Annotated in this window: 19 protein-coding genes; 5 read left to right on the top strand and 14 right to left on the bottom strand. The window is 57.8% G+C overall.

Annotation, left to right across the window (positions count from 1 at the left end; all coding sequences use genetic code 11):
• Positions 1 to 25: 25 nt before the first annotated feature.
• The 7 genes from purH to tyrS all read right to left on the bottom strand — a co-directional run bounded on the left by purH (position 26) and on the right by tyrS (position 6128).
• Positions 26 to 1603 carry a bifunctional phosphoribosylaminoimidazolecarboxamide formyltransferase/IMP cyclohydrolase gene (gene purH / locus D3870_RS15170; RefSeq protein WP_119740367.1) on the bottom strand — a complete coding sequence of 526 codons (1578 nt, stop codon included), beginning with the start codon at positions 1601 to 1603 and terminating at the stop codon, positions 26 to 28.
• Positions 1604 to 1679: 76 nt separating this feature from the next.
• Entirely contained in the window at positions 1680 to 1913 is a 234-nt protein-coding gene (locus tag D3870_RS15175; RefSeq protein ID WP_119740369.1) for a Fis family transcriptional regulator, read from the bottom strand.
• A 40-nt stretch (positions 1914 to 1953) separates the two neighbouring features.
• Entirely contained in the window at positions 1954 to 2970 is a 1017-nt protein-coding gene (dusB, locus tag D3870_RS15180) for a tRNA dihydrouridine synthase DusB (protein ID WP_119740371.1), read from the bottom strand.
• Between the two features lie 99 nt (positions 2971 to 3069).
• Entirely contained in the window at positions 3070 to 3723 is a 654-nt protein-coding gene (locus D3870_RS15185) for a histidine phosphatase family protein (protein WP_119740373.1), read from the bottom strand.
• Positions 3720 to 4370 carry a YbhB/YbcL family Raf kinase inhibitor-like protein gene (locus tag D3870_RS15190; RefSeq protein WP_119740375.1) on the bottom strand — a complete coding sequence of 217 codons (651 nt, stop codon included), beginning with the start codon at positions 4368 to 4370 and terminating at the stop codon, positions 3720 to 3722. Before D3870_RS15190 ends, D3870_RS15185 begins: the two co-directional genes overlap by 4 nt.
• 26 nt (positions 4371 to 4396) lie before the next feature.
• Positions 4397 to 4846 (bottom strand): D-aminoacyl-tRNA deacylase, encoded by a 450-nt coding sequence (gene dtd, locus D3870_RS15195; RefSeq protein ID WP_119740377.1) that lies wholly within the window; start codon positions 4844 to 4846, stop codon positions 4397 to 4399.
• A gap of 16 nt (positions 4847 to 4862) precedes the next feature.
• Entirely contained in the window at positions 4863 to 6128 is a 1266-nt protein-coding gene (tyrS, locus tag D3870_RS15200) for a tyrosine--tRNA ligase (protein ID WP_422879651.1), read from the bottom strand.
• Between the two features lie 337 nt (positions 6129 to 6465).
• Between tyrS and D3870_RS15205 the strand changes: the two genes are divergently transcribed.
• Positions 6466 to 7830: a M23 family metallopeptidase gene (locus tag D3870_RS15205; RefSeq protein ID WP_119740379.1), complete on the top strand. Its 1365-nt coding sequence runs from the start codon at positions 6466 to 6468 to the stop codon at positions 7828 to 7830.
• Positions 7831 to 7925: 95 nt separating this feature from the next.
• Entirely contained in the window at positions 7926 to 9065 is a 1140-nt protein-coding gene (locus D3870_RS15210; protein ID WP_119740381.1) for an anhydro-N-acetylmuramic acid kinase, read from the top strand.
• A 73-nt stretch (positions 9066 to 9138) separates the two neighbouring features.
• Here the strand turns inward: D3870_RS15210 and erpA are convergent, their stop codons facing one another.
• From erpA to argC, 4 genes are read right to left on the bottom strand one after another with little or no spacing between them, the layout of a single operon-like run.
• The gene (gene erpA / locus D3870_RS15215; RefSeq protein ID WP_119740383.1) at positions 9139 to 9495 is read right to left on the bottom strand and encodes an iron-sulfur cluster insertion protein ErpA; all 357 of its coding nucleotides are present in this window, start codon (positions 9493 to 9495) and stop codon (positions 9139 to 9141) included.
• A 54-nt stretch (positions 9496 to 9549) separates the two neighbouring features.
• Positions 9550 to 9939: a bactofilin family protein gene (locus tag D3870_RS15220; protein WP_119740384.1), complete on the bottom strand. Its 390-nt coding sequence runs from the start codon at positions 9937 to 9939 to the stop codon at positions 9550 to 9552.
• Positions 9940 to 9951: 12 nt separating this feature from the next.
• Complete coding sequence (locus D3870_RS15225) at positions 9952 to 10695, bottom strand: DUF6776 family protein (RefSeq protein ID WP_119740386.1); 744 nt, start codon at positions 10693 to 10695, stop codon at positions 9952 to 9954.
• A 40-nt stretch (positions 10696 to 10735) separates the two neighbouring features.
• Entirely contained in the window at positions 10736 to 11779 is a 1044-nt protein-coding gene (gene argC, locus D3870_RS15230; protein ID WP_119740388.1) for an N-acetyl-gamma-glutamyl-phosphate reductase, read from the bottom strand.
• 54 nt (positions 11780 to 11833) lie between these two features.
• Here argC and D3870_RS23075 point away from each other — a divergent pair, with 54 nt between their 5' ends.
• Positions 11834 to 11956 (top strand): hypothetical protein, encoded by a 123-nt coding sequence (locus D3870_RS23075; RefSeq protein WP_277986363.1) that lies wholly within the window; start codon positions 11834 to 11836, stop codon positions 11954 to 11956.
• 9 nt (positions 11957 to 11965) lie between these two features.
• On the opposite strand, the gene rpsI is transcribed toward D3870_RS23075, so the two are convergent.
• Together rpsI and rplM are read right to left on the bottom strand one after the other, a co-directional pair.
• Complete coding sequence (gene rpsI, locus D3870_RS15235; RefSeq protein ID WP_119740390.1) at positions 11966 to 12358, bottom strand: 30S ribosomal protein S9; 393 nt, start codon at positions 12356 to 12358, stop codon at positions 11966 to 11968.
• A gap of 9 nt (positions 12359 to 12367) precedes the next feature.
• A complete protein-coding gene (rplM, locus tag D3870_RS15240) occupies positions 12368 to 12796 on the bottom strand; it encodes a 50S ribosomal protein L13 (RefSeq protein ID WP_119740392.1) in 429 nt (142 codons plus the stop codon).
• A 565-nt stretch (positions 12797 to 13361) separates the two neighbouring features.
• Between rplM and D3870_RS15245 the strand changes: the two genes are divergently transcribed.
• Positions 13362 to 13805: an OsmC family protein gene (locus D3870_RS15245; protein ID WP_119740394.1), complete on the top strand. Its 444-nt coding sequence runs from the start codon at positions 13362 to 13364 to the stop codon at positions 13803 to 13805.
• Positions 13806 to 13871: 66 nt separating this feature from the next.
• Here the strand turns inward: D3870_RS15245 and coq7 are convergent, their stop codons facing one another.
• On the bottom strand, positions 13872 to 14495 hold the full coding sequence (coq7, locus tag D3870_RS15250; RefSeq protein WP_119742196.1) for a 2-polyprenyl-3-methyl-6-methoxy-1,4-benzoquinone monooxygenase: 624 nt from the start codon (positions 14493 to 14495) through the stop codon (positions 13872 to 13874).
• Between the two features lie 342 nt (positions 14496 to 14837).
• Between coq7 and D3870_RS15255 the strand changes: the two genes are divergently transcribed.
• On the top strand, positions 14838 to 15902 hold the full coding sequence (locus D3870_RS15255; protein ID WP_119740396.1) for a porin: 1065 nt from the start codon (positions 14838 to 14840) through the stop codon (positions 15900 to 15902).
• The last annotated feature ends 44 nt before the right edge of the window (positions 15903 to 15946 follow it).

Genomic DNA, 15946 nt, shown 5'->3' on the forward strand with positions numbered 1-15946 from the left:
ATGACCGTGGATATTGCAACGATGATCAATGCCGGAAATGCCGCGTACCCGTCAACAGCATCACCACGCCGCGCTCGTCGGCTGCATCGATCACTTCCTGATCGCGCATCGAACCGCCCGGCTGGATCACGCAGGTCGCACCGGCATCCACCACTACGTCCAGACCGTCGCGGAACGGGAAGAAGGCATCCGACGCCACCGCCGAACCCGCCAGCGTCAGACCGGCGTTCTGCGCCTTGATCGAGGCGATGCGCGCGGAATCGACGCGGCTCATCTGGCCGGCACCGACACCGAGTGTCATGCCATTGCCGCAGAACACGATCGCATTCGATTTGACGAACTTCGCCACGCGCCACGCGAACATCAGATCCTGCATTTGCTGCGGCGTCGGCTGCTTCTTGCTCACGACTTTCAGTTCGGCCAGCGCGACATTTTTTGCATCGGGCGATTGCAGCAGCAGGCCGCCACCGACACGCTTGAAGTCGTAGGCATTGCCGCTCTTGCCCAGCGGAATCTGCAGCAGGCGCACGTTCTGCTTGCCGGCGAAAATCTGTTTCGCTTCATTCGTGAAAGACGGCGCGATCAGCACCTCGACGAACTGCTTGGCAACCGCTTCGGCGGCCTTGCCGTCCAGCTCGCAATTGAAGGCGATGATGCCGCCGAATGCCGAAGTCGGATCGGTCTGGAATGCCTTGCTGTATGCCTCCAGCGGCGAAGTGCCGGTCGCCACGCCGCAGGGGTTGGCATGCTTGATGATCACGCAGGCGGCAGTGTTGTCAGCAGCGTCAAAGGTCTTGACACACTCCCATGCCGCGTCGGCATCGGCGATATTGTTGTACGACAGTTCCTTGCCCTGCAATTGCGTGTAATTCGCCAACGCACCGTCGATCGGCGCGATATCGCGATAGAAAGCGGCGGATTGGTGCGGGTTTTCGCCGTAGCGCATGTCCTGCACTTTTTCGAAATGCAGGTTCAGCGTTTGCGGATAGTTGCTGCGCGTGGCGTGCTGCTTGTCTTCGCCGAGCGAGGTCAGGTAATTCGTGATCGCGCCATCGTATTGCGCGGTGTGGGCGAACACTTTTTTCGCCAGCGCAAACTTGGTGTCATAGCCGACCGCACCTCCATTGGCCTTCATCTCGTCCAGCACGCGACCGTAGTCGGCGGGATCGCATACAACGACCACATCCTTGTGGTTCTTGGCCGAGGAACGCAGCATGGTCGGGCCGCCGATATCGATGTTCTCGATTGCATCTTCCAGCGAGCATTGCTCCTTGGCGACCGTTTGCTGAAACGGATAGAGATTCACCACCACCATGTCGATGGTCGGGATGCCGTGCTTTTCCAGCGCCGCGACATGCTCCGGAAAATCGCGACGGGCCAGAATGCCGCCGTGGACTTTCGGATGCAGCGTCTTGACGCGGCCATCGAGCATTTCGGGGAAGCCGGTGTAGTCGGCGACTTCAGTCACCTTCAGACCATTGTCGGCCAGCAGCTTGGCGGTACCGCCGGTGGACAGGATGTTGACGCCCATGGCGGACAGCGCGCGGGCAAAATCGAGAACGCCGGTCTTGTCGGAGACCGAAATCAGGGCTTGTTTGATCATGGTAGAGATGGGGGAAGTGATGGATAGCGTAAGAGCAACGGCAAGGCGGGCCGCCTCGCTGCTCTTACGTTATAAATCACAGCAGTCCATGTTGCTGCAGTTTCTTGCGGAGCGTGTTGCGGTTGATACCGAGCATCTCGGCGGCCAGCGACTGGTTGCCGTCGGCGCGCTCCATGACGGCTTCGAGAATCGGCTTTTCCACCGTAAAGACCACCATTTCGTAGACGTTCGACGGCTGCTGCTCGCCGAGATCCTTGAAATACTTCTCAAGGCTTTTCTTGACGACGTCCTGGATATTATCTTTGCTCATTGCAGTGGAAAGGTTTGGTGTTATTGCGTAGCGCTCTTGATCAAGCGGCAAGTTTTTGCTCGGGAACCCCGTATTGTAACCGCTTGCCATATAGCAACTGCGATTCAAAAAATGCGTCCACTGCTGCAAGCTGCTCCTCGCAGCTTTCCAGCCGATTCATGCGCTGGCGAAATTCCTCGCCGCCAGGCAGCCCGCGCACATACCAGCCGATATGCTTGCGCGCAGTGCGCAGCCCCATGAAGTCGCCATAGAAGGCGTAATGCGCGAGCAGATGCTCATTCATCAGCGCGCGCACTTCCGCAACCGACGGTGCCGGCAGATAGTCGCCGGTGCGCAGAAAATGGTCGATTTCGCGGAATATCCACGGCCGCCCCTGCGCCGCGCGGCCGATCATCACGGCATCCGCGCCGGTCGCCTCCAGCACGAACTTCGCCTTCTCCGGCGTCGTGATGTCGCCATTGGCCACGACCGGGATCGACACTGCGGCCTTGACCGCCGCGATCGTCTCATATTCCGCTTCGCCACTGTAGCCGTCGGCGCGCGTGCGCCCGTGCAGAGTCAGCATCGCAATGCCGCTCGCCTCGGCCATTTTTGCAATCGTCAGCGCATTCTTGTTGAGCCGATCCCAGCCGGTGCGGAACTTGAGCGTCACCGGCACATCCACCGCTGCCACGACCGCATCGAGAATCCGGCCGACCAGTTTCTCGTTCTGCAGCAATGCCGAGCCGCACCAGCTATTGCACACCTTCTTGACCGGGCAACCCATGTTGATGTCGATGATTTGGGCACCGCGATCGACGTTGAATTTTGCGCATTGCGCCAGCATGTCGGGGTCGGCACCGGCGATCTGCACCGCTTTCGGCTCCATTTCTCCGTCGTGATTGATGCGGCGCGAGGTCTTTTCGCTCGCCCACAGACGCGGATCGGAGGCCGCCATTTCGGACACCGCATAACCCGCACCGAGTTGCTTGCACAACTGGCGGAAAGGACGGTCCGTCACCCCGGCCATCGGAGCGGCGAAGACATTGTTGCGGAGAGAATGGGGACCGATATTCACTGGAGAAGGCACTGCTGGCGCGGAATCCGCTATTTTAGCCGGATCGGGGCGGGATTCGAAATTGCGGCCTGCGGATGCAAGCCAGGCCCGAGGCGTGGCTTATTTGTCCACTTCATCCAGAATCGCGGCGTCGTCCGCAGCCAGATGCGCGACGTCGCCCCACTGCGCCAGCTGGATCGCTTCGCCATTCCAGATGAAGCGGTTGATGCTGGCATTGAGGATGTCGAAATCACGCGCATGGGCGAAGCCGATGCCTTGCGCAGCGCGATACGCGCATTCCAGCACGCCGCCATGGGTTACCAGCGCCACGCGCCGGTATTTACCCTGACGCACGATGCGCGTGATGGCACCGACCGCGCGCGTGGAAAATTCACGCAGGGTTTCCGCCACATGGGTGCCTTGCGGAAAGCGCGCATCGATGTCGCGTGACTTCCATGCCGCATAGGCTTCCGGATAGCGCTCGCCGATGTCCGCATACAGCATGCCCTCAAACGCGCCGTAGCAGCGCTCGCGCAAGCCGGGATCGACCTGCACGTCCATGCCGCGCGGCACGGCGACTGCGTGCGCGGTCTGACGCGCACGCAGCAAATCGCTGGCAATGACCGCATCCAGCTTTTCGTTGCGCAACGCCTGGCCCAAGGCTGCGGCCTGCCGCCGTCCCTCATCATTGAGCGGCACATCGAGATGGCCTTGCAGACGCTTTTCGGCGTTCCATGCAGTTTCGCCATGGCGAATCAACAGAATCTCCGTCACGCCGCCCCCGCGGTCTGCTGCAGCGTCGGCGTCAAGGTGTAGATGCCCGTGATGCTCGCCTCGCCGAGCACATGCCCCTTGATCGCATCGCGCACCTGCTGTCCGGTGAATTTGCCATCGACCGGCACACGCTCGATATCGAGCGCATACAGGGTGAACACGTAACGATGCACGATTGAGTCGTTCCACGGCGGACAAGGGCCGTCATAGCCGAAATACTCGCCGCTCATGTCAGCGTCGCCGGCGAACCAACCGGTGTAATCGTTCAGGCCGTGGCGCGTTCCGCGGCCATTCGGCACTTCAGGCCCGGACTTGCCGCGCGGCGTGATGCTGTTGCTGTATTGTCCGGCGGCGATGACCGGCGTATCGACCGGCAAGTCAATCAGCGTCCAGTGGAAGAAATCAACGCGCGGCAAATCGACGGGCACGCTCTTGCCTTCCTGATTCACGTCGTCGCCACGCGAGGGCACATCCACATCATGACAAATCAGTGCAAGCGACTTCGTGCCGGACGGCAAATCGCTCCATGCGAGATGCGGATTCTTGTTGGCAGACATGGCCACATGATTGACCGGATCGATCACGCAAAATGCAAACTCACCCGGAATCGCGCCGCCATCCTTGAAGGAATCACTCCACAGTTTCATGCTTGCCTCCTTGCTTGTTAAGCATTTCATCCTTGCGGCTTTATCTGCAGCCAGAACGTCACCGGGCCATCGTTGGTCAGCGACACCTGCATGTTCGCGCCGAACTGCCCCGTTGCGACCGTCGCATGGCGCGTGCGCGCCTGCGCCACGAAATAATCGAACAGCCTGCGGCCGTCTTCCGGCGCGGCCGCAGGCGTGAATGACGGACGCGTCCCGGACTGGGTGTCCGCCGCCAGCGTGAATTGCGGTACCAGTAACAAGCCGCCCGCCACGTCGGCGACGCTGCGGTTCATCTTGCCGGCATCGTCGGAAAACACGCGATAGGACAGCAATTTCGCCAGCAGCGCATTCGCCTCTTTTTCACTGTCATTGCGCTCCGCGCACAACAGCACCATCAAGCCGGCGTCGATTGCGCCCACGACACCGCCATCAACCACGACGCTTGCCTGCGTTACCCGCTGCAACAGACCGATCATCAGCAGAGTTCCAGCATCACGCCAGCGTCACGCGCGCAAATTTTCGCTTGCCGACCTGCAACACAAACGTTCCCGCCTCGACTTTCAAGCCCTTGTCGCTGATCGTCCCGCCATCGATCCGCACACCGCCCTGCTCGACCATGCGCAGCGCTTCGGAAGTCGACGCGCACAGGTTCGCTTGCTTGAGCAGCTGGCCGATGCCGAGCGGCGCGCCCGTCAGGCTCAGTTCCTGGATATCGTCGGGAATGCCACCCTTGGCGCGGTTGTTGAAATCGGCCAGCGCCTCTTCCGCCGCCTGCTGCGAATGGAAGCGCGTCACGATTTCCTGTCCGAGCAATACCTTGATGTCGCGCGGATTGCGGCCTTCCTCGACCTCCTTGCGGAACTGGGCGATCTCCGCCAGCGAGCGGAACGACAGCAGTTCGTAGTAACGCCACATCATCGCGTCGGAAATACTCATCAGCTTGCCGAACATGGTGTTGGCCGGCTCCGTGATGCCGACGTAGTTGCCCTTGGATTTGGACATTTTTTCAACGCCGTCCAGACCTTCCAGCAAGGGCATGGTCAGAATGCATTGCGGCTCCTGGCCGTAATCCTTTTGCAATTCGCGCCCTACCAGCAGATTGAACTTCTGATCCGTGCCGCCAAGCTCGAGATCGGATTGCAAGGCCACCGAGTCATAACCCTGCATCAGCGGGTACAGCAGCTCATGCACGGAGATCGGCGTGCCCGCCTTGAAACGCTTGGTGAAATCTTCGCGTTCCAGGATGCGCGCCACGGTGTACTTGGCCGACAGCTGGATCATGCCGCGCGCGCCGAGCGGGTCGCACCATTCGGAGTTGTAACGGATTTCGGTTTTTGCCGGATCAAGCACCAGGCTGGCCTGTGCGAAGTAAGTCTTGGCGTTTTCCTCGATCTGCTCACGCGTCAGTGGCGGGCGGGTGACGTTGCGGCCGGACGGGTCGCCGATCATCGAGGTAAAGTCGCCAATCAGGAAAATCACGTTGTGGCCGAGATCCTGCAGCTGCCGCATCTTGTTCAACACCACGGTGTGGCCGAGGTGCAGGTCAGGCGCGGTCGGATCCAGTCCCAGCTTGATGCGCAGCGGCTTGCCTGTTTTCTCGGAACGAGCCAGCTTTTGCGCAAATTCGGATTCGATCAGCAACTCATCCACGCCGCGCTTGGCAATGGCCAGCGCTTCCTGCACGGCATCTGAGAATGGAGGAGTCGACGCGTCGGATTGCGCCGGATTATTGTTTTGCAACTGCTGCAGATCGTTCATTTGATGACAAAAATTAAGATGTAACGTGAAAAGGCCAATACCATGACTTTGGTATAATCGCTGCTCGTTTTCAACCTTGCCCTGCATTAATAAAAAAGGAACAAGGGGGAAAATCAGGGCTTGAGAAACAACGTCGCGACCAGCCTCGGATCGGGACGGGCAATGCAGCCGCATCGCTTGCGGCAATGAGCATAGCCCTCAGGGGAATCGCACAAGTGATTCATCTCAAGCTCTCGAACGCTTTCAACGGATTCATTTTGCGTCCCGCCCGAACACGGGCCGGCGGCAATCGCGTTGTCGGCATCCCAGACCAAAACAGCAAATTTTAACGTATTGCATGCGCCCTATAGATAAAATCCTGAGCAAAATCTCGGATGGCAAGCTGCTCTTTGGTTCATCTCGCAAGACGCGCATCGTGTCGGCCTCGGCATTGTTTCTGGCCGTGTGCGCATTCGGCGCCGCCGGCGTTGCCCCGATCGCGCCCGACGCCGCGGACCTGCCCGTCAGAGCCATCACCGAAGAACTGTCCGTACCGAATCTCTCCGAACAAATTGCCAAGCTGGAAACCGAGCAACATTCCTATCTCCACGAAGAAAAAATCCGTCCCGGCGACACGCTGGCAACGCTGCTGAACCGCCTCGGCGTGGATGATGCCGCCGCCGCCAGCTTCATCAAATCGGACCGCATCGCCTACCAGGTGCTGCAGTTGAAAGCCGGCCGGCGCGTCCAGGCGCAAACCACCGAGGACGGCGAATTGCAGCAATTGACCAGCACGCTGTTCGACAATGCCGGCAACCCGCTGAAGGCCGTCTCGGTCAGCCGCGACGGTGACCGCTTCATTGCATCGGAAGTGCCGGCCAACCTGGAAAAGCGCGTCGAAATGCATTCGGGCGAGATCAGGTCCTCGCTGTTTGCCGCCACCGACGCCGCGCAAATTCCCGACAGCATTGCCACCCAGATCGTTGACATGTTCGCCACGAACATCGACTTCGCCTCCGACCTGCGCCGCGGGGACCGTTTCAATGTGGTCTATGAAACCTTCTGGCAGAACGGCGAACTCGTGCGCGCCGGCCGCGTCCTGGCCGGCGAGTTCATCAATGCCGGCACCACCTATCAGTCGGTATGGTTCGATGAACCGGGCAGCAGGCAGGGCGGCGGTTACTACACCTTCGACGGCAAATCGCTGAAGAAGGCTTTCCTGAAATCGCCACTCGAATTCACGCGGATTTCCTCCGGCTTCTCCGGCCGTGTACATCCGATCTCCGGCAAATGGAGGCAACACCAGGGGGTGGATTTCGCCGCACCGACCGGCACCCCCATTCGCGCATCCGGCGATGGCGTGATCGATTTTGCAGGCGTACAAGGCGGCTACGGCAATGTCGTCGTCGTCAAGCACTGGAACAACTATACGACCGCCTATGCGCACATGAGCCGTTTCGCCAGCGGCCTGAGAAAGGGTGCCAAAGTCAATCAGGGCGAAGTCATCGGCTATGTCGGCTCAACCGGCTGGTCCACCGGCCCGCATCTGCACTATGAGTTCCGCGTCAATAATCAACCGCGCGATCCGATGGCAATCGATGTGCCCAACGCACAACCGCTGGCAGGCGCGGAATTGCAGCGCTTCCGCAATGTCGCCAGCGAAATGCGGCATCGCTTCGCGTTGCTGAATCCGCAAGGCAACGCCAAGCTGGCTGCCAGATAGCGGATGCGTCGCCTGCCTGCGCGTACGCCGGCAATGACGACAGAAAAAAACTGTTCGAGGACCTGTAGAATCAGGGCTCCTCGAACAGTTTTTTCATGCCAATGACACAATCCATATCCCGCCTTTATATCGGGCTGATGTCCGGCACCAGTCTCGATGGCGTGGACGGCGTTCTGGCCGCAATGCCGGCGGACGGCGCGCAAAGCCCGATCCAGACGATGGCAAGCGCATACATCCCCTTTCCTGCAGCGCTTCGCCGCGACTTGATGAGCCTGCAGGCAGTCAGCGACAACGAACTTCACCACGAAGCCCTGGCGGCCAACACGCTGGCGCGGCACTACGCCGAATGCGTCACGCAGCTGCTGCAGCAATCCGGCATGCAGCGCGAGACGATCACCGCGATTGGCGCACACGGCCAGACCATTCGCCATCGCCCTGAAGCGGGTTACACACGCCAGACCAACAACCCCGCCCTGCTGGCGGAGTTGACAGGCATCGATGTGATCGCCGATTTCCGCAGCCGCGACATAGCCGCCGGCGGCCAAGGCGCACCGCTCGTCCCCGCATTCCACCGGGCAGTCTTCGGCAAGGCAGGAGAAACCCGGATCGTCGCCAACATCGGCGGCATCGGCAACATCAGCGTGCTGACGAACAATGAGGAAACGATCGGCTTCGACACAGGTCCCGGCAACGTCCTGATGGATGCATGGATCGCCCAGCACCATGGCAAAACCTACGACGCCGACGGCGCATGGGCAGCAAGCGGCATGATCGTTCCCGACTTGCTGACGGCTCTGTTGAACGAGCCCTATTTCATGCTGTCGCCGCCCAAGAGCACGGGCCGCGACCTGTTTCACCCGGCCTGGCTGGCGAAGAAACTGGCAGGCTTTTCCCATGCCGCGCCTGCCGATGTGCAAGCGACGCTCGCGGCATTCACCGCAACGACGCTGGCCAACGCCATCACCGCGCACGCGTCCGAAGCAAAATCCGTATATGTGTGCGGCGGCGGCGCGTACAACGCGTATCTGATGCGCCAGTTGCGGGACGCGCTGACCGATCGCAATCACATGGCAAGCGTGCAGTCGACCGAGGCATTGGGCATATCGCCGAATCATGTCGAAGCGCTCGCCTTCGCGTGGCTCGCGCAGCGTCACGTCGAGCGCAAGCCGGGCAATCTGCCTTCCGTCACCGGAGCAAAAGGCTTGCGCATACTTGGCGCGCTTTATCCGGCCTGACTTTCATTTGACGACAGACAGACGTAAAAAAAGCGCAGGCAGTGCCTGCGCTTTTCATTGCCGCAAACCAGCATCAAACCGAAAATGACGAGCCGCAACCGCAAGTGGTGGTCGCATTCGGATTCTTGATCACGAATTGCGCGCCTTCCAGGTCATCCTTGTAATCGATTTCCGCGCCAACCAGATACTGGTAGCTCATCGCATCGATCAGCAATTGGACGCCATTCTTGTCCATCGTGGTGTCATCGTCGTTGACGATTTCGTCAAAGGTGAAACCGTACTGGAAACCGGAGCAGCCTCCGCCTTGCACGAACACGCGCAGCTTCAGGTCGGGATTGCCTTCCTCTTCGATCAATTGAGCAACTTTCGCGGCGGCACTGTCAGTGAAGACAATCGGCGAGGGCATTTCGAGGTCGGTAACTGCATTCATTTCAAACTCCTGGAAGCCAAGTGCAATGGCTGAATTATAGACTTTCGGCGCTTGTCACGTATTCGACAGTGCCAGCTTCAAGACCGGCTCGCCGGCCTGATCGTGCGTCAGCTTGCCAGAAACGAGCGCGCCGCCATGCATTTCCAGCGCCTTGTAATGTACATCTCCGGTTATGCGGGCTTTCGGCTCCAGTTCAAGGAGCTCCGTCGAATAAACCGGGCCGATGATTTCCCCATTGACAACCAGATGCGCCACGCGCACTTCGCCTTCGACCTTCGCACTCTCTGAAATCACCAGCATGCTCGCCGATTCGGGTTCGGCAATCACATTACCCTTGACCTGACCATCGATGCGCAGCCCTCCCTTGAAATGGAGATTGCCTTCAATCATGGTTGACATGCCGATGAGGCTGTCAATCGTGCTCTTTGTTTTGCGGCCCAACATGATTCCTCTCCTTTACAGATTCGCGGATTGCTGTGCTCGAATCTGGCCTTTTTCGAGCACACGCGCCTGAACCAGCCTGACCGTTGCACCATCCGGAAGGGTCAATATGCCCTCTACACGTTGATAGTGCCTGAAGCCGAGCTTGAATTTGTCCAACTCATTGGAATTGCCTTCGGGAAAGTTCATCATAGCATTTTTGCCCCCCTGCAGAGTTGTGACGACAAGTTGCAAATTGCCGCTGAAATCCTGGTCACCCTTGCCGCCCTGCATAATTAATAAACGATATCGGAGCTGGTTGGGCGCGATTAGATCAATCTTTAGGCGACGAATCGCCACACCTTGCGGCCCGGTGCCGTTGGGCAACAGACTTTCAAAAAACGCCAGATCCTCTTTCAGCCTGGTATTTTCAAGCTCCAGTGCCTTGACCTGCGCCGCCAGCTGCTTCTGTGCCGAACGTTCGATATTGAGTTGGCTTTCGGCGGAATTGACCGTCGTGGAAAACCGGTCACGTTCCTCGGTAAGCATCTCGACCTGTTCTTGATATTCGGCCAACTGCCTTCTCGCGTCGCCCGCCTTGGGAGCCGTCCAGCCGCGACCCAAATCGTATGTCCACATCGCGATCGCCCCCCCTGCCCCAACGACTACAGCAAGGAAAACCGCCCGCAAAGGCCACGGCCGCTGTGTCGTGATGGCCATCCTCGCCGAGGAAACCGAGAGGCGCCGCCGCCACAGCTTGTACTTCAATGAATTGAACATCGGGAAACTGAAATACTGGAATGTGATAAGCAGTCTGCGCTCAAGGCAACACTGGAACCTGCGTCAAGCCAGCCGTTTCATCGAGGCCGAACATGATGTTCATGCACTGCACGCCTTGGCCTGCGGCACCTTTCACCAGATTGTCTTCCACCACCAGAATCACCAGCAAGTCTCCGCCGCCAGGGCGATGCACCGCGATGCGTAATTTGTTCGAAGCGCGTACCGAACGCGTTTCAGGATGACTGCCGGATGGCATCACATCGACGAATTTTTCACCTTCGAAGTGTTTTTCATACAGCGCCTGGAAGTCGGTGTCACGCGCCTCCGGCAAAATCGTTGCATACAGCGTGGAATGGATGCCACGAATCATGGGTACCAGATGCGGCACAAAAGTCAGGCCGACCTTGCGCTTCGCAATCGCCTGCAATCCCTGCACGGTTTCCGGCAAATGGCGGTGCCCCTTGACACCGTATGCCTTGAAGTTATCGGCCGCTTCCGCCAGCAGCGTATGCACTTCCGCCTTGCGTCCCGCCCCCGACACGCCAGACTTGCAATCGGCGATCAACATGGACTCGTTCACGAGCGGCTTGGCTTGCGCCAGCAGCGGCGCGTAACCCAATTGCATCGAGGTCGGATAGCAACCCGGCAAACCGATGATGCGCGCCTTCCGGATCGCCTCACGATTGACCTCCGGCAAACCGTACACCGCCTCTTCCAGAATATCCGGGCAGGAATGCGGCATGGCGTACCATTTCTCGAATTCCGCGGTGTCCTTGAGACGGAAATCGGCGGCGAGATCGATGACCTTCACGCCAGCGGCAAGCAGTTCCCGCGCCTGCGCCATCGCCACCCCATGCGGCGTCGCGAAGAACACAACGTCGCATTCAGTCAGTTTCGCCTTTTCTGGCGCGGAAAATGCTAGAGACACATGGCCGCGCAATGACGGAAACATGTCTGCTACGGGCATTCCATCTTCCTTGCGCGAGGTGATGGCGGTCAATTGAACTTGAGGATGTGCAGACAGCAAGCGCAGCAACTCCACGCCCGTATAACCCGTGCCGCCGACGATACCGACTTTGATCATGTCTTTTCCTTGCTGGAGACTTCGTTTCATCTTGAATTTTAACAGGCGATGCAAATGCGCTGGGACGACCGCTTTGTAACAAATATGGCGACCGCGACCGCAATTGAACCATCGACAACAACCCGCAAAAAGCAAAAAGCCGCCAGGCGCGAACCCGGCGGCTTTTCGATGCTCTGAAAACGCAGATTAGCGCTTGGAGAACTGTTTTGCGCGGCGTGCTTTACGCAGACCGACTTTCTTACGCTCGACTTCACGTGCATCACGTGTGACGAAGCCGGCTTTTGCCAGCTCAGGCTTCAAGCCCGCATCGTAGTCGATCAATGCACGGGTGATGCCGTGACGAACCGCGCCGGCTTGGCCGGACTCGCCGCCGCCATGCACATTGACCATGATGTCGAAACGCTCGACATTGCCAGTCAATTCCAGCGGCTGACGGATAACCATCAGACCGGTTTCACGCGAAAAATATTCCGCAGCCGGCTTGCCGTTGACGACGATCTGGCCGCTGCCAGATTTGATGAAGACGCGAGCCACTGCACTCTTGCGACGGCCGGTTCCGTAGTTGTAGTTACCGATCATGTCCGTTCCTTAGAATTCTAGTGGCTGGGGTTGCTGTGCGGCGTGCGGGTGGGAACCACCTGCATACACCTTCAGCTTCTTGATCATGGCGTAGCCGAGCGGGCCCTTGGGCAACATGCCCTTGACTGCCTTCTCCAGCGCGCGCCCCGGAAAACGCTGTTGCATTTTCAGGAAATTGGTTTCGTAGATGCCGCCCGGATAAGTCGAATGGCGGTAATACGTCTTGTCCACCGCCTTGTTGCCGGTCACGCGCAACTTGTCCGCGTTGATGATGACAATGAAATCGCCCGTGTCGACGTGCGGAGTGAATTCCGGTTTGTGCTTGCCGCGCAGTCGGCGTGCCACTTCGCTGGCAACACGTCCGAGGACTTTGTCCGTCGCGTCAATCACGAACCAGCCGCGCTGTACCTCATGGGATTTAGCGGAGAAGGTTTTCATGATGACTTCCTAATAAGATTAACTCGCTCAAATTGGTGGTTCCGTCTGTCATCGCCTTGCAGCGATCGTGCGGACTCTGCCTTGTTGTCTTTTCCTGAGCGAACGGAAAGCCTGAAAGTATAGCCTTTTCAAGGACTTGGCGTCAAATTGAATCCGCTAGTAAAAAACAATGGTCGATGCGGCAGGGCCCAATCGATAGCAACTTGCCAACGATCAGGCAAAAAAAACCCGAAGCAATCAGGCTTCGGGTTTAAATCCACACCAAAAGAGGAGGGTGGAGGAGACAAGTGGTTGGTCGCTTCTGGATAACTCAACATTAACGACCAGCAATTAAAGTATAGTCAAATTTATTGTGCAACGCAAGATAAAAGGCTTTATCGAGCATCAAAAACCACTTCAAATTTTGAATTTCACTTTAAATTCAAATACTTGAATCATCCCACAATGTGGTTCTTCTTCCACATTGCGGAATCCTCATGAATCTCCCCGCTGCGCGCACGACCGATGCGGACACAATCTGAGCAGTTACAATAAGACTCGATCTAATAATCAAGGCGAGAAAATAATGGAATGTACTGTCCGTTGGACCGGCTTGTCCGGCATGACATTTTTGGCGGAAACGGGATCCGGACATGTGGTCGCAATGGACGGCGCACCTGACGGTGGCGGCCGCAACTTGGCACCGCGTCCGATGGAAATGGTGCTCGCGGGCACCGGTGGCTGCACCGCCTATGACGTGGTCTTGATCCTTCGCAAGAGCGGTCAAGACATCCGAGGCTGCGACGTTACTCTCTCATCCGAGCGCGCGGAAAAAGATCCCAAGGTATTCACCAAGATTCACTTTCACTTCTTGGTGCGCGGCAGGAATCTGAAATCCAATCTGGTTGAGCGCGCCATCAAACTATCCCACGAAAAATACTGTTCTGCGTCGATCATGCTGGAAAAGACTGCTGAAATGACGCATTCCTTCGATATCCTGGACGACTTGACCGAACCGTCGACCGCTTGAGACACCCGGAAAGAATCCACAGGCGGTTGCGCACACGTTGTTTGCAATGATGCGCAACCGCAGCAGTTACAAATAATACGCGGTGGTTGTCATGACTTTTGCCATTGCCTGCATTGCCTTCCTTACCGGAAATGGCGTCGAAGCCGCCCCCATGGATTGCGCGGCCTCGCCATGCGCGACCTCATCCTGACGCATCTGCTCCACGATCGCTCTCGATTTTTCATCCTTGATCGGCAAAGTCTCCAGGTGACTGGCAAGATGCGCCTCCACCTGACGCTCGGTCTCGACAACAAAACCCAGACTGTGCCCATCGCCGACACGCGCAGCCACGGCACCCAAGGCATAGGCCCCCGCATACCACAGCGGATTCAGCAAACTTGGCCGCGAACCGAGTTCGCGCAGCCGCTGCGCCGTCCATGCCAGATGATCCTCTTCTTCACGCCCGGCCTGCGCAAATTGTCGCTTCAGATTGACATTTCTGGCAAATTGCCCTTGCGCATCATATAGCGCCTGCGCACAGACCTCACCCACGTGATTGATGCGCATCAAGCCGGCGCTGTGCCTCCGCTCCGCCTCGTTCAGCAGATTGTCCTCGGCACCAAGCGCCGGATTTTCACGCGACGAAGAAGCCACTCCGGCCACCACACGCAATGCCTTGTCCACCCCAACGATGATTTCATCCATACGCATCATTCTTCGCCCCAGTACTGAACGCCAGCCAATTCATTCAACGCCAAACTTTCAACTTTATCCATATAAATAATTCACCACCCAAATTTCAACGCTTGTCGCGCCACATCTGCATAAAACCCATCACTATTACCCTCACACCATCTGTTGCTGATTAACCACATTTTGGATTATCAATGTCGGCAAACAACAAATAGTCTTTGCCCAAAATGCATTGATTTGTTGAAATCATTGCTAGCTTCTAAACCATGCTGTTCAGAAGTGTCGGCAGGGACGTTATCACTAGTGACCTTGCTGAAGTAATAAAAAAAATCTTAGCACGCCAACCTTGGAGAATTATTAATGAAGAAATCGCTTCTCGCACTCGCCGTCCTGGGTGCATTCGCAGCTTCCGCACACGCGCAATCCAGCGTGACCGTTTACGGTTCGTTTGACGGCGGTGTCCGCTATGTCAACAACGTCAATGCAGCCGGCGACGACCGCACTTCGGTCAGCTCGAACGGCACGTTCAACTCGAACCGCCTCGGATTCCGCGGCGTTGAAGACCTCGGCGGCGGACTCAATGCACGCTTCACACTGGAGTCCGGCTTCAACACCGGCACCGGCGCATTCGACAATGCAGCCAACAACATCTTCAACCGTACCGCTGCTGTCGGTATCGGCGGCGCTTGGGGCGGCATCGACCTCGGCCGTCAGTACTCCGTTTCGTTCAAGACGATCGGCGCCTACGATCCGTTCAACTACAAGTACACCGGCATCATCCCGCTGGCAGCTGCAGCAGCTGGAAGCGGCGCCACATCCATCGGCGGCACACGCTTCAATAACGATATCCAGTACACCGGCACCTTCGGTCCGGCGACCATCCGTGCAGAATACGCACTGGGCGAAACCACTGGCAGCAACAGCAATGGCTCCGCAGTTGCAGTCGGCGGCACCTTTGCTACCGGCCCATTCAGCGTTGGTGGCGCATATACCCAGAAGAAGCCGAACGTGGGAACTGCAGCAGCACCGAATTTCCAAGATAACAACCAGTGGACTATCGGCGGCGCGTACAAAATCGCAGCCCTTCGTGTAGCTGGCGGATATATCCGCGAAAAACAAGAATTTGCAGCCGCCGCTGATACCACCGTCAAGAATGGCTGGATTGGCGCAAGCTACAATTTCACTCCTGCATTCGAACTGTCAGGCGCTTGGTACCAAACCAAAACCAACGTCGCTGTTTTGGGCGATGGCAAGAGAGACTTGTTCATTTTCGGCGCAATTTATTCGCTGTCCAAGCGCACCAACATCTATGCTGACATCGACTACGCTCGCCTCAGCGGCACGTCACGCTTGATCAATCCGGCAACCGGCGCTAGCCAGGATCGTCAAACCGGCTTCTCGGTTGGTCTCAACCACCTGTTCTAAGCAATTGCATAGCGGCCGCAATTCAGCCGCTACGTGATGCACGG

The sequence above is a fragment of the Noviherbaspirillum cavernae genome (assembly GCF_003590875.1).
Lineage (GTDB): Bacteria > Pseudomonadota > Gammaproteobacteria > Burkholderiales > Burkholderiaceae_D > Noviherbaspirillum > Noviherbaspirillum cavernae.